The sequence below is a fragment of the Halorubrum halodurans genome (assembly GCF_002252985.1).
GTDB lineage: Archaea > Halobacteriota > Halobacteria > Halobacteriales > Haloferacaceae > Halorubrum > Halorubrum halodurans.
In genome coordinates this window covers 1-13,443 of sequence record NZ_NHPJ01000120.1, presented here as the reverse complement: position 1 = coordinate 13,443, position 13,443 = coordinate 1, and the positions used below count along the sequence as shown (strand labels likewise).

Sequence of the window (13,443 nt, the reverse complement as noted above, 5' to 3'; positions counted from 1 at the left end):
CGCCGCCGGCGACCGCCTCCGCGGCCGCGACCCCCGCGGCGACTCGTGCCCCCGGCGAGCCCCCGAACCGGTCGATCCGGCTTCCGGGGCCGGCGTACGCGACGCCCGGAAGCCCCGCCTCGCAGAGGTCGATCGGGACGCGCTCGCCGGGACGCGCCGCGACGGCCGCGGCGGGATCCCGTGCGATCCGGACCGACCGAACCGCCTCCGGGTGGACGGCCGGAAACAGGTCCGCCAGCGCCGACAGCCATCGGTCCCGGAGGGCCTCGTCGTCTCCGGCGGCGAGCGAGCCGCCGCGGCCGACCAGATACGTCAGGTGGTCGCCGCCGTACCGCTCCGGCGGGACCAGGTTCGTGTGGCCGACCAGCGTTCCGAAGGGAGCGTCGTCGCCGTCGGAGCGCGCCCCCGGCTCGACCGTCACCCGCCAGGCGTCGACGATCGGCTCGTCGGTCGCGACGAGCGCGCACGTTCCGGGGACGGCGTCGACGCCGGGGTCGAGGCCCGTCACGTCCCGAAGCGTCGCCGGGCCGGCGGCGACGACGACCCCCTCGCAGTCGACGACCCGGCGATCGTCGGGCGGCTCGACCGTCAGCGGGACACCGTCGCCGTCCCCGTCGCGGCCGACGTCGGAGTCGATCCCGGTCACGCGGCACCCGGTCCGGACCGCCTCCGCCCCGATCGCCTCGACGAGCGCGTCCACGAGACGGGCCGTCGAGCCCTCGACGTAGCCGACCGCGGCTCCGCGGCGGTCGCGTCCCTCCCGCGACCGGAGCCACTCCGCCAGCCACGCCGCGGAGACGTGGCCGGCGCGGTCGCCGAACGCGGACCGAAGGGCGGGCTCGACGCGCCCCTCGTAGGTCGCCCGCGACGCCCGCTCGGTGACGAACGCCTCGGCGGTCGTCGCGTCGAGGTCGGCGGGGTCGAGACGCCGGACCGCGCGGTCGAGGCGGGCGGCCCGAACCGCGTCGACGACCCCGGTTCCCGGATACGCCAGCCGTTCCCACGGGGCGTCGAGCGGGTGGACGACGCCGCCGTGGTAGCGGGCGGTTCGACCGTGCCCCCACGCGATCCGACCGTCGAGCCCGTGATCGGCCGCGAGCGACGCCAGGGCGTCGTCGCCGCGCGAGCAGTAGTGGGGGAACCGCTCCACCGGGTCGCCGGCGGTCCCGACCGTGCGGGCCCGCCCCCCGACCGCGTCCGCCGCCTCGAACAGCCGGACCGGGCGGCCCGTCTCGCGGAGCCGGGCGGCCGCCGCGAGCCCCGCGAGCCCCCCGCCGACGACGCCGTACATACGGGCTAGGACGGGTCCTCGTCGGTAAGTGTGTTGTGGGGTTCGGACGCCTCACCGGGAGCGGACGTGCCCGCGGGATCCGGCGGATCGGGCGGATCGGGCGGATCCGGCGGACGGGGCGGGTCGAGGGGGCCGTCTCCCCCGTCCCCGAGGCGATCCGCGAGGAACCGGCGAACCGCCTCCGGGGGGTCGTCCTCGCGGTCGCGGAAGACGACCAGCCCGGCACGGTACCGCTCGGCGTCGTCCCGGCTCGGGGCGGGCGCGGAGGCGGGTCGCTCGAGTTCCAGTTCCGCGAGTCCCGTTTGCTGCCCGGTGTAGGCGAACCCGCACTTGTAGAGCGCCTCGTAGGCGAACGGGTTGTTGACCGCGATCCGGACGCGCTCGTACCCGGCGTCGGCGAGCCACGAGACGGTCCGCCGGACCAGGTCGGGGCCGAGCCCCTCGCCGCGGCGCGCGGCGTGGACGGTGACGTAGCGGAGCCGACAGCACGCGGGGTCGGTGCGGTCCGGCGAGAAGGAGACCGCCGCGAGCACGTCCGTCTCGAACGCGTCCGGGTCGACGGTCTCGGGGAGTGGCTCCTCGGGCTCCCACTCGGGCACCGCGTCGGAGCCGTCGACGGTCCGCAGGAGCGCCTTGCCCGTGTCGCCGACGACGAACTTCCCGGCGTACGCGAACGCCCGGTAGTCGAGCCGGCAGGTCGCCCCCTCGCCCGGCGCGCCCGCGACCGTGAACTCCGTGCGATCCGATGGCATGTTCGTCGCTACGGACGGGGAGAGGTAAACGATCCGGGCGGTCGCGGCGGTCCGCGGACGCGGAGCGTCCACGCCGCCGGCGGGGAGCCCCCGCCGGCACACGATCCGGAGCTATAACTCCGTGCCGGCCGCAGGGACGGCATGTACGGTCTCGGCGACGTTCGCTTCTTCGACCGGATCGCGCCGCTGTACGACCTCGTCATGCCGCCCGCGAGCGGCGCGGCGCTCTCGGCGGGGTTCGACCGCGCGGAGCGACCGATCGAGCGACTGCTCGACGTCGGCGGCGGCTCGGGGCGCGCGGCGGCCGCGGTGACGGGACCCGAGGTCACGGTCGTCGACGCCTCCCTCGGCATGCTCCGGCGCGCTCGCGAGGCCCGCGGACTGTCCGCGGTCGTCGGCGACGCGGGACGGCTCCCGTTTCGTGACCGCTCCGTCGACGCCGCCATGGTCGTCGACGCGTTCCACCACCTGCCGGACCGAGCGGCCGCGCTGCGGGAGGTCGCACGCGTCCTCGCGCCCGGCGGCGTCCTCGTCGTTCGCGAGTTCGACCCGACGCACCCGCTCGGGCGGCTGCTCGTCGCCGGCGAGCACGCGATCGGCATGGGGTCGCGGTTCTCGACGCCCGACGCGCTCGCGGCCGACATGGAGACGGTCGGGCTCGATCCGGCGGTCGTCGACCGCGGGTTCGGCTACACCGTCGCCGGGGTTCGACCGGAGGAGGAGGCGTAGGAGGGTCGGCTCTCGGGCGGTTCGACTCCCGCCACACACCGGGTCCGCGCTAGTCCTGCGGGTGTCCGTGCGCGTGGGCGTCGCTCTCGCCGTGGTCGTGCGCGTCGCCCTCGCCGTGGTCGTGACCGCCGCCGTGGTCGGCTCCGCTGTCGTCCGTCTGGCCGAGCACCTCCGCGCCCTCGCCGTCGATCATGTCCATGTTTTTGAGGTTGTCCCGTTCCTCGAAGTCCGCCACCGCCTCCATCACGTCCGCCTGGGTGATGGTCATGCGGTCCTCGGTCAGCGCGCCGAGCACCGCCTCCCGAAGCACCATCCGGAGGTCGGATCCCGTGAGCCCGGAGGTCCGATCGGCGACCTCCGCGGGGTCGAAGTCGGCGATCTGCATCTCGCGGGTGACGACCCGGAGGATGTCCGCGCGCATGTCGCGGTCGGGCTTGGGGAAGTTGACGATCTCGTCGAACCGACGCCAGGCGGCGGCGTCGAGCTGGTCGGGGTGGTTCGTCGCGCCGATGAGCAGCACCTCGTCGCGGACGAGCGACACCTCGTCGATCGACTTGAGGAGCGTGTTGACGGCGCGTTTCAGGGCGGCGTGTTCGTCGGATCGGCGCGTCTTCGCGACGGAGTCGAACTCGTCGATGAAGAGGATACACGGCGAGAGCCGCTTTGCGACCTCGAAGGTCTTCTCGACGTTCTTCGCCGTCTCGCCGAGGTACTGGCTCGTGATCATCGACATCTTCACCTCGACGAGCGGGATGCCGAGCTGGTGGGCGAGCGCCCGCGAGACCGTGGTCTTGCCGGTGCCCGGCGGGCCGACGAACAGCAGCTTGCCGATCTCGCGGAGCCCGATGCTCGCGAGGTACTCGCGGTGTTCGATCGCCTTCACGATCTTCTGGATCTCCTCCTCCTGGTCGCCGGTCAACACGAGGTCCGCGAGGGTGGTCTCGATCTCCTCGGGCGCGCGGACGTTGACGAGGTCGAGCATCTCGCCGTCCTCGTCCTCGTCGAAGTACTCCTCGAGGAGCGCGTCGATCCAGACGCGGTCCGCCTGGATCGGCCGAACGTCCTCGCGCGCCTCCTCGTGGGAGACGGGGGCCTCGAGGCCGTCGGCGGCCGAGAGCGCGGCGACGAGCGTCGGGTTCGAGGCGATCCGGTCGTCGTCGGCGTGGTCGCGGTACCACTCCAGCCCCATCTCGGGCTGGGTGAGCGTGATCTCCCCGGAGAACTCGGTGTGTTGGGTAAAAAGGAGGTCCGAGACCGCGTCCCAGGGGCGCTCGACGCCGGTCGCCGTGCGGGTGCTGGCGTCGGTCGCCTTCAGCGGGCGCTCGACGCCGCCGGGGGCGTCCTCCGCCGCGTCGGCCGACCAGAACACCCGCCGGAACCGGGGCGGGAGGTCGTTCTCGTCGAGGTCGCGGTTCTCGCTGTAGAGGTGGGTGGTCAGAACGAACTCGACAACGTCGAGCGCCGGGTCACTCATCCCCGTTAGGTAGCCGTGGCACGCGTTTAAGCGCGTCGAACCGCGGGCCGGATCCCGCTCGTCGCGCCGTATCGAACGCTTATTAGTCTCGGTGTGAGACGGGAAGGTATGAGTTCCGAGGACGCCGAGGCCCCCGATCCCGACGGCGGGGGCGCCGACGCCGACATCGACCACGAGAACGCCGCCCAGGACGTCGTCGCCGTCGACCCCGACGACGCCCCGCAGGGAACCGTCAACCGGCTCGACGCCCACACCGGCGACGGGATCCGCCACCGGGCGTTCACCTGCCTCGTCTTCGACGGCGACGGCCGGATCCTGCTGGCCCAGCGCGCCCCGACCAAGCGGCTGTGGGACGGCCACTGGGACGGCACCGTCGCCTCCCATCCCGTCGAGGGCCAGTCCCAGGAGGACGCCACCGAGACGCGACTCGAGGAGGAGCTCGGGATCACGCCCGACCAGTACGACGACCTCCGGGTCACGGACCGCTTCGAGTACAAGCGCTACTACCCCAACGAGGGCGTCGAGTGGGAGGTGTGTGCGGTGTTGAAGGTCACGCTCTCCGACACCGACCTCGACCCCGACCCCGCGGAGATCGGCGGCCGGCTGTGGGTCGACTACGACCACCTCCACGAGAACCCCGCGCTGTACCGCCAGCTTCGGCTCTGTCCCTGGTTCGAGATCGCGATGCGGCGCGACTTCGCTTAGTTGAAGGCGGAGCCGCGACTCCGTCCGGTATGACCGTCGTCGTCGTGTTTGCGAACCCGCCCCGCGAGGGGCTCGTCGCGACCGGACTGGCGGAGTCGACGCCGCTCTCGACCGCCGAGGCCGCCGAACTGTACGAGGCCGCCCTCCGCGACGCCGTGCTCGCGGTCGACCGCTCCGGCGGCGACCTGCTCGTCAACTACCCCGACGAGGAGGCGATCCCCGAACCGCACCGGACCGACACGCCCCCGGAGGCCGAACTTCGGACGATCGTCGCCGACACGCTCGGCGGGACCGGCGACGTCCGGTTCGAGCGGCAGGTCGGCTCGACGTTCGGCGCGCGCGCCGGCAACACCGTCACGCACCTATTGCGCGAGGAGGACGCCGACTCGGTCGCGGTCGTGACGCCGACCGCGCCGCTGCTCTCGCGGACGGTCGTCGACTCCGCGGCGATGAAGCTCCGGACCAACGAGGTCGTGATCGGCCCCTCGACCCGCGGCCGGGCGTACTACGCGGGCTTCGCCGAGCCGATCGACTTCGACGGGGCGTTCGACTCGCCCGCGCTCCCGACGCTCGCCGCCCGCGGGCGCGACGCCGGGCACGACGTGGAGTTCGTCGGGTCGCTTCCCTCCCTCGAGACCCGTGACGACCTCCTCGACACGATCCCGCTGTTGCGGGCGCGCTTTTCGGCCGAGCGGATCGTCCCCGACTACACCGCCGCGTTCGTCCACGAGCACGGCCTCGACGTCGTCGTCGAGGACGGCGAGGAGCGGATCGTCAGGGACTGAGTCGGGAACTCCGTACCGTCGACGCGACCGCTACGCCGAGTACCCCGCGAGCCCCCGTACCAGGTCCGCGATCCCGTCGTCGAGTTCCGCCGCGAGCGACGCGACAGCCTCGCGGTCGACGCGGTCGGCCGCCGCGCGGACGGCGACCCGCTGGTCGCCGAGCGGGACGAACGCACAGCCCAGCCGCTCGGCCGTCTCGCGGAGCCCGACTCCGGCGTCGGCGTCGCCCGCGAGCACCCGCCGAACCGGGCTCTCGAACGCCCGGAGCGTCAGCCCGTAGCCGTCGATCCGCTCGATCAGATCCGCCCTGGCGGCCGAGCGCTCGTCGGCCAGGTCCGCCACCGCGTCGTCGAGGCTCCGCCGCAGTCCCGTTCCGGTCGGCCGGTTGACGAACCGGAGGTCGCGGTCGACGAGGTCCGCGAGCCCCTCGACGCCCTCCGGGTTCCCCGCCGGCACGACGAGGCCCCACTCGCGGTCCCACTCGCCGAGGACGGCGTCGTCGACGTCCCGGTCGGTCGGGCCGGCGACCACGGCGACGTCCGGGACGCCGTCGCGGAGTCGCCGGTAGCCCTCGCGGGAGCCGACCGGGAGGTATCGCGGGTTCGCGAGCCGGTCGAGGAGCCGGTTCACCGCGGGATCGTCCTCGCCGACGCCGAGCAGGGTCGGCGGGCGGACGTCCGGCGAGAACAGTCGAACCGTGACGGGCTCGCCCGCCTCCAGGTACTCCGTGTCCGGGTCGACGGCGACGACGCCGTCGGCCTCGACGAGGCTCGTCGTCGCGCCGGAGCCCTTGTCGACGGGGTAGACGAGCGGACGGTCGGGATCGTCCGCCGGCCCGTCCGCGGCCGGCCCGTCTGCGGCCGCCTCGTCCGCGTTCCTCCCGTCGGCCGCCCCGCCGTCGCCCAGATCGAGTAAGCCGACCGGCATCAGTCGGAGCCGTCCCTCGGCGTAGCGTTCGCGGACGGCCATCCGCCCTTCGACGGTCGCGGTTCGTGGCTCCGGGAGCCCGGCGGCCTCGCGGATCGCCGGCGCGACGAACGTCCGGAAGATCGTCAGCGCGGAGACGGGGTAGCCGGGGAGCCCGACGTAGGCGGACTCGCCGCCGTCGGCGCGGTCGAGCCGCCCGATCAGCATCGGCTTGCCGGGCTTGACGGCGACGCCGTGGAGGAGGAGGTCGCCGCGCTCCTCGATCACGCGGTAGATCACGTCGACCGCGCTCGCGGAGGTCGACCCCGACGAGAGGACCAGGTCGCACTCGTCGGCGGCCTCCCGGAGCAGCCGCTCCATCTCCGCGTAGTCGTCGCCGGCGTGGGGGTAGAGGACGGGCTCGCCGCCCGCCTCCGTCACCCCCGCCGCGATCGTCGTCGAGTTCACGTCGTATATCTCGCCGCGCGAGGGGTCGAGGTCGTCGCCGGGGCGGACCAGCTCGTCGCCGGTGGAGACGATCCCGACCGTGGGCCGTCCGCGGACGGGGACCTCCTCGACGCCGAGCGCCGAGAGCAGCCCGATCTCGCGCGGCGTCAACCGGGTTCCGGGACCGAGCGCGCGCGCGCCAGCCGCGATGTCCGCGCCCGCGGCCATCACGTGGTCGCCCGGCGCGACCGACGTGCGGAACGCGATCCGGTCCGGACGATCGCCGGTCCCGTCGCCGCCGGCGTTCCCGCCGGGTTCGCTCCCCTCCGCCGGCCGCTCGTCCGTTCGCTCGACCATCACCACCGCGTCCGCGCCGTCGGGCATCACCGCCCCGGTCGACACCTCCGCGCAGGTTCCGGGGTCGACGGTCACCTCGGGTGCCTCGCCGGCGTGGACCGCGCCGGCGAGCTCCAGCTCGACCGGATCGGCCTCGTCGGCCCCGAACGTGTCGCGGGCGCGAACCGCGTACCCGTCCATCGACGCGCGGTCGAACCCCGGCACGTCGATCCCAGCGTCGACCCGCTCGGCGAGCACCCGCCCGCGGGCATCGGTCAGGGGAACTGACTCCGGCTCCGGCGAGAGGTCCAGCGACGCGATCGCCTCGCGAGCGGCCTCCGGCTCCGCCAGGTCGCGGAACTCCTTGCGCTCCGTCATTCCGTCACCTCCCAGAGCTCCACGTCGACGACGTCGCCGGCGTCGAGCCCCTCCCGTGGCTCCGGCACGACGACCCAGCCGTCCGCGAGCGCGACGCTCGAGAGGACGCCGGAACCGCTCGCACGGGTGGGGGTCGCGACGTACGCGGGGTCGTCGGCGTCGACTCCGTCACCCCCCTCGGCGTCGCCCTCGCGCGACAGCTTCACCCGAGCGAACGTCCGGGTTCCGGGCTCGCTCGCCACCTTCCGGTCGAGGCGCGCGCGCCGGGTCGGGAGCGGGTCGGCGGTCGTTCCTCCCGCCAGTTTCTGGACGGGTCGGAGGAACTGGACCGCGTTGACGATACAGGCCACGGGGTACCCCGGCAGCGAGACCACGGGCGTCCCCTCGACCCGCCCGAGACACACCGGGTGACCGGGCTTGAGCGCGACGCCGTGGACGAGCACCTCGCCGAGGTCGTCGACGACCTCGGGCAGGAGGTCGCGCTCGCCGACGGAGGAGCCGCCGGTGGTGACGACGACGTCGGCGTCGAGGTCCCGCTCGATCGCGGCCGCGAGCGCCTCCTCGTCGTCGGTGACGACCTCGCGGTACCGCGGCTCGCCGCCCCAGCGCTCGACCAGTCGCGAGACGGTGAGTCCGTTCGTCTCGATCACCTCGCCGGGGTCGGGGTCGGCCTGGACCAGCTCCTCGCCGGTCGGAATCACGGCGACTGCGGGGCGCTCGCGGACGACGACCTCCTCGAGGCCGACCGACTTACACAGCCCCAGGTCGGACGGGCGGAGGGTCTCGCCCGCCTCGTAGAGTCGCTGGCCCTCCGCCACGTCCTCGCCGGCCGCGCCGACGTTCTCGCCGGCGGCGACCGCGTCGAACGTCTCGACCTCGTCGCCGACCGTCTCGACGTGTTCGATCATCACGACCGCGTCCGCGCCCTCCGGGAGCGCGCTTCCGGTGTGGACGCGGACCGCCTCGCCGGGCGCGACCGGCCCGTCCTCGCGGTCCCGCTCGCGCAGGACGGCCGGCGACCGATCGGACGCGCCGAAGGTGTCCTCCGCGCGGACCGCGTAGCCGTCCATCGCCGCCCGGTCGTACCCCGGCACCGGCGCGGGCGCGTCGATCGGCTCGGCGAGGACGCGCCCGTCGGCGTCGGCGAGGGGGACCGTCTCGGTCCGGCCGTGGGGCTCGACGGCGTCGAGCAACGCCGCCCGCGCCTCGGCGACGCGGGTCCGACGTTTGAACCCGGCCTCGTGTCTGTCGTGGCTCATGGCCGTTCGTTTCGCCTCCGCGGGCAAAAACCCCGCCTCCCCGGCGGCGTCGCCGGCTCCGCACTGCGCCGGCCGCCCTCACGAAACGCCGGACCTACCGGAACCACGAGAGCGCCCGCCCGAACCGGTGGACCCCCTGTGAGAGGCCGACCCGCGTCATCGAGACGGCCTCGACCGCGGCGCGAGCCGCGGCCGTCGCTCCCCGAACCGCGCCCGTCCGGGCGTAGTAGCCGGACTTGCGGCCGGCGGCGATCAGGTAGTGTCTCGCCGCCATCGGGACGGGCGCGCGCTTCCCGCTCGCGCTCGTCGTCCCCTCGCGGATCGCCGCCAGGACGTCCTCGGCGGTCACGGCGTCGACCGACGAGCGCCCCCGGACCGTCAGCTCCGTGAACGCCCGGCCGACGTAGTTGAGGTGGTGGGCGTCGCTGGCGGCGACGCCGGGGTAGCCGTGAAGCGCCGCGAACCGCCTCGCACGCCGGTTGCGGTAGCCGGTGAACAGCCAGGCGTTGAACACCTCGATCGCGTCGACCTCGTCGACCTCTCCCGCCCCGTCGCTCCGGTCGCCCTCGTCGGCGTCCGACCGCGGGAGGGGGATGTTCCGTCGGCGGACGCCGTGACGCGATCGCTGGAACGGGTGGGGGACGACCGCGACCCCGCCGCGGTCGTGGATCCACGACACCGTCGCCGCGTACGACTCGCCGCGGGGTGGCATCCGGTCGACGCCGATCGCGAGCAGGTGACCGTCCGCGGTCGACACCTCGACGCCGGGGATCCCGACCAGTCCGTACTCGGGGGCGAGCTCGGCCGCCCGCTTCGACTCGCCCATCGTGTCGTGGTCGGTGATCACGACCGCGTCGAGGCCGATGTCCGCCGCGTGCTCCAGAATCAGCTCGACCGGCTCGTGGCCGTCGTAGCTGTCCTCGGAGTGGACGTGCGGGTCGATCCTGACGGTGACGCTTGACACGCCGCCGCGTAGACGGCCGAGGCTATATAACGATCCGATGTGGTGCGCGCGGAGCCGCGGGGAGGGCGGCCGCGGACCCATGGGGGAGGGGCGCCCGCTCGACCGTCAGCCGACGCGCCGGCGGAGCCGGTCGAGGAGCGCGCGGAGCCGGTCGACGAGCGAGCGCTCCTCGGCCTCCGCGACCTCCTCCGCGCGCTGCTGCTCGCGGAGTTCGCGGAGCGCGGCGGCCTGGTCGTCGGTACCCTCGCCGCTCGCGGTCTGGGTCTCGCCGCCCTGGAGCCCCTTGAGCTGTGAGACGGCGTCGTCGACGGTGCCCGAGGTGGTCCGCGTCTCGGTCGCCGACCCGGAGAGGGCCCCGCCGTCGACGTCGGCCTCGTCGACGGCGGTGGTGTTCAACTCCAGACGGCGGCCCGTCGGCCGCTCGACGCCGCCCCAGGTGAGCTCGGCGTCGTCGAGCTCGCGCTCGATGTCGGCACGAACCCGTTCGTCGGTGACCGTCTCGGACGCCTCGGCGTCCGACCCGTCGTCGCCCTCGCCGCCGGCCGCCGCGTCCGAGGCCTGCTCGACGCGGTGGGCGACGAGCGCCGCGCCGGTCGCGCCGATGACGGCGACGAGGCCGACGCTGTACAGCGCCACGACCTGCGCGCTGTAGTCCGGCGGCTCGGCGACGTTCCAGTCGTGGGGATACACGCGGACGAACCACGCGACTGCGGCGAGACAGACCGCCGATCCGCCGCCGCCGAGATGGAGCATGCGGCGGTCGACCGGGAGGAGGACGACGACGCCGAGGAGCAGTCCGGGAAGCCCGAGCGCGGCGGCGACCGCGGCCACCTGCCGGACGGCGTACGTCGAGAGGGTGTTCGGCGGCAGCGTCGCGCTGTAGAGGAACACGACGATGCCGACGACGCCCAGGCCGAGCCCCACGAAGAAGAGCCCGAACCCGGCGTACACGTCCACCGCACGGTCGGGATCGCCGACGTAGCGGCGGTAGTAGTCGAAAAGCGGGTTCGACTCGGTCGAGTCGCTCATGTCTCGACGTTTCCGCCGAGTCTAATGATTGTTGCCCCCGACCCGCTCCCACAAGGCGTTTACCACGGGCCCTCGTCACCTCGCCGTGAACCGTCGATCCGTTCTCGGCGGCGTGGCCGTCGCGGCCGCGGTCGTCCTCGCGTTGGCCGCGTCGCCGACGGCCGCGCTCGGGGCCCTCGAGTGGCTCGCCGCCGACCCGCTCCGGTTCGGCGTCGCGCTCGTCGCGTTGGCGGCGATACGGCCCTTTCTGGCGTGGCCGACGACGCTGCTCGCGGTCGTCGCCGGCTTCGGCTACGGCTGGGCCGGCGTCCCGGTCGGCGCCGTCCTGCTCACGGCCACGGCCGTCCCGCCCTACTGGCTCGCCCGTGCCGGGCGCGCCCGTCTCGTGAACGACTCCCGGACCGTCGAGCGAGTCTCGGCGACGGGGTCCCGACTCGTCGCCGACGCCGGCGGCCTCCGGGCGGTCGCGGGAAGCCGGTTCCTGCCCGTCCCCGCCGACGCGGTCTCCGTGACCGCCGGCGTGTCGGGCGTGGCCCCCCGCCCGTTCCTCGCCGGGACGGCGATCGGCGAGCTCCCCTGGGTGGTCGCCGGCGTCGCCGCCGGCGTCTCCGCGGACCGACTCGCGAGCGACGAGCTGACCGTCGCCGACCCCGCCCTGTTCGTCGCGCTCGGGGTCGCGGGCGTGCTCCTGCTCGCGCGGCCGCTGTACCGCGCGTGGCGGACGGACCCGACGGTCGGCGACGACGCGTCCGGTACCTGACGCGGGACCGTTCGGCTCGGATCCCGCGCGGAACGCGGCACGCTCCGGCTCGAACGACCCCTGAAACTAATCGTCCTCGCCACGGAGTGGGGGACATGTCGGAACGGATCGGCGAGCAGCTGACCCGACTGAGTCGCGGGGATCCCATCGGCGTCACCGTCGAGGGGGACCGGTACGAGGGTGACGTCGTCGGGACGAAACGGTGGCTCTGCGAACTGAACCACGGGTTCATGGAGTCGGGTGAGATCCGGATACGGGTCGAACTGGACGCCGAAACCGTCGACCGGCACGAGTTGCCGGGAGCGTACGTCCGGATCGTCGCGACCGAGAACGCGCCGCGGAGCTGGGACGTGCCGCGAGCGTCCAGCTATGATCCGGTCGAAGACGAGGTCGTGACGGAGTTGGGCTCGGTCACCGCGATCGACGTCGGGAGCACCCCCGCGTAGACGTCCGCCGGCGACCTCATCCATCGGGTCCGTCCGAGAGCGGGCCGGGGCGGGTCGGGTGAGCCGGTTTCGGACCGCCCGAGCACGCGCTACTCGGGTTCGCTCTCCGCGTAATCGACCTCGATGCCTCGCGGTACCGGGCGGAGGAGGTACGTCCCGTTCCCGCGCTCGACCGGCGCGAAGTCGGCGGTGAAGCTCGTGACGGTGTTCTCCCTGATCTCGAACTCGCGGTTGAACGTGATCGGCGCGTTTCCGGGCAGTTCGACGGTCGCCTCGCCGCCGTCCGCGAGCGTCGCGTCGGTTCCGGAGACGTCGAGCTGGAGGTACGGGTAGGTTCCGACGGTCAGCTCGCGCTCGTCGATCAGCCGGGTCTCCCCGTCCTGTAGCTGGACGAGGTCGGCCTCCTGTGGCTCGTCGAACGCGTGGTACTCGCGTCCCCGATCGTCGGCGTCGTCGGCCTCCTCGCCGTCCGTCTCGTCGGTCTCCTCGCCGCCGTCACTTCCGGAATCGTCCTCGGTCTCGGTGTCGTCGCTCGAACCGTCCCCCGCGTCCTCCCCGTCTCCGGCATCTTCCCCGTCGCCGCCCTCCGGCCCGAGCCAGATCCCGTCGATCGTGACGACGAGCGACTCGAAGTCGCCGATGTCGGCCGGTTGGTCGGTAACCGACGTCGCGAGCGTGCCGCTCGCGCGGCCGACACAGCCGGCGACCCCGGCGGTCCCGATGGCGGCGGCACCGGCCGCCCGGAGGTAGTCGCGACGACCGAGCGCGCCGAGGCGGTCGCGTGTCTCGCTCACGTCAGTCACCCCCGTCGTCGCCGGCGCCTCCGGCGAGGTCGCTCACCGTGTCGCCGAGGTCGTCCGTCCCGCCCGAGAGGAAGCCGTCGACCTCGCTCAGGAGGTCGNNGCGGCGACCCCGCCGGCAGCCACGCCGGTTCCGATCAGTACGACCGCGGCGAGCGCTCCGAGGAGCGCGGTTCGAGTGCCGTTCATTGCGCTCCCCGCTCGACCGGCCATCGACTTCAATGACCGACTCGCTTCGCCCGGTTTGCCCCGGATCAACTCGGGTTAATCCGGTTCGAGAGCCCCCGAGACGGTCGGTGCGGACCGACCAGTGGCTCGACGGGACCGAGAGGGGAAGCGGGCGGGAGCGTCGGTCCGGCGCGCGCCGACGAGGGGCCGTTAC

The 13,443-nt window shown here is 73.7% G+C and carries 13 protein-coding genes; 5 read left to right on the top strand and 8 right to left on the bottom strand.

Annotation, left to right across the window (positions count from 1 at the left end; translation table 11 throughout):
- Positions 1–1,291, bottom strand: a 1,291-nt coding sequence (locus DJ70_RS13820) for an FAD-dependent oxidoreductase (protein WP_094533965.1), incomplete at its 3' end; no start/stop codon positions are given.
- 5 nt (positions 1,292–1,296) lie between these two features.
- Complete coding sequence (locus DJ70_RS13815; protein ID WP_094533963.1) at positions 1,297–2,043, bottom strand: GNAT family N-acetyltransferase; 747 nt, start codon at positions 2,041–2,043, stop codon at positions 1,297–1,299.
- Between the two features lie 141 nt (positions 2,044–2,184).
- Between DJ70_RS13815 and DJ70_RS13810 the strand changes: the two genes are divergently transcribed.
- Positions 2,185–2,772 carry a class I SAM-dependent methyltransferase gene (locus DJ70_RS13810; RefSeq protein WP_094533961.1) on the top strand — a complete coding sequence of 196 codons (588 nt, stop codon included), beginning with the start codon at positions 2,185–2,187 and terminating at the stop codon, positions 2,770–2,772.
- A gap of 49 nt (positions 2,773–2,821) precedes the next feature.
- Here DJ70_RS13810 and DJ70_RS13805 read toward each other — a convergent pair whose 3' ends face one another.
- Entirely contained in the window at positions 2,822–4,246 is a 1,425-nt protein-coding gene (locus DJ70_RS13805) for an ATP-binding protein (RefSeq protein WP_094533959.1), read from the bottom strand.
- Positions 4,247–4,354: 108 nt separating this feature from the next.
- Here DJ70_RS13805 and idi point away from each other — a divergent pair, with 108 nt between their 5' ends.
- Positions 4,355–4,951: an isopentenyl-diphosphate Delta-isomerase gene (idi, locus tag DJ70_RS13800; RefSeq protein ID WP_094533957.1), complete on the top strand. Its 597-nt coding sequence runs from the start codon at positions 4,355–4,357 to the stop codon at positions 4,949–4,951.
- A 29-nt stretch (positions 4,952–4,980) separates the two neighbouring features.
- Positions 4,981–5,736 carry a DUF2064 domain-containing protein gene (locus tag DJ70_RS13795; protein ID WP_094533955.1) on the top strand — a complete coding sequence of 252 codons (756 nt, stop codon included), beginning with the start codon at positions 4,981–4,983 and terminating at the stop codon, positions 5,734–5,736.
- Positions 5,737–5,766: 30 nt separating this feature from the next.
- On the opposite strand, the gene DJ70_RS13790 is transcribed toward DJ70_RS13795, so the two are convergent.
- From DJ70_RS13790 to DJ70_RS13775, 4 genes are all read right to left on the bottom strand, one after another.
- Positions 5,767–7,803 (bottom strand): molybdopterin biosynthesis protein, encoded by a 2,037-nt coding sequence (locus tag DJ70_RS13790; protein WP_094533953.1) that lies wholly within the window; start codon positions 7,801–7,803, stop codon positions 5,767–5,769.
- Positions 7,800–9,062, bottom strand: a complete 1,263-nt coding sequence (locus DJ70_RS13785; protein WP_094533951.1) for a molybdopterin molybdotransferase MoeA — start codon at positions 9,060–9,062, stop codon at positions 7,800–7,802. The genes DJ70_RS13790 and DJ70_RS13785 overlap by 4 nt, the downstream gene beginning before the upstream one ends.
- Before the next feature lie 94 nt (positions 9,063–9,156).
- Complete coding sequence (locus DJ70_RS13780; protein ID WP_094533949.1) at positions 9,157–10,026, bottom strand: CehA/McbA family metallohydrolase; 870 nt, start codon at positions 10,024–10,026, stop codon at positions 9,157–9,159.
- Positions 10,027–10,131: 105 nt separating this feature from the next.
- Positions 10,132–11,055, bottom strand: a complete 924-nt coding sequence (locus DJ70_RS13775; RefSeq protein ID WP_094533947.1) for a DUF7139 domain-containing protein — start codon at positions 11,053–11,055, stop codon at positions 10,132–10,134.
- An 85-nt stretch (positions 11,056–11,140) separates the two neighbouring features.
- Here DJ70_RS13775 and DJ70_RS13770 point away from each other — a divergent pair, with 85 nt between their 5' ends.
- On the top strand, positions 11,141–11,815 hold the full coding sequence (locus DJ70_RS13770) for a TVP38/TMEM64 family protein (protein ID WP_094533945.1): 675 nt from the start codon (positions 11,141–11,143) through the stop codon (positions 11,813–11,815).
- Positions 11,816–11,910: 95 nt separating this feature from the next.
- Positions 11,911–12,261, top strand: a complete 351-nt coding sequence (locus tag DJ70_RS13765) for a hypothetical protein (protein WP_094533943.1) — start codon at positions 11,911–11,913, stop codon at positions 12,259–12,261.
- An 89-nt stretch (positions 12,262–12,350) separates the two neighbouring features.
- Here the strand turns inward: DJ70_RS13765 and DJ70_RS13760 are convergent, their stop codons facing one another.
- A complete protein-coding gene (locus tag DJ70_RS13760; protein ID WP_094533941.1) occupies positions 12,351–13,064 on the bottom strand; it encodes a DUF4382 domain-containing protein in 714 nt (237 codons plus the stop codon).
- Positions 13,065–13,443 lie beyond the last annotated feature (379 nt).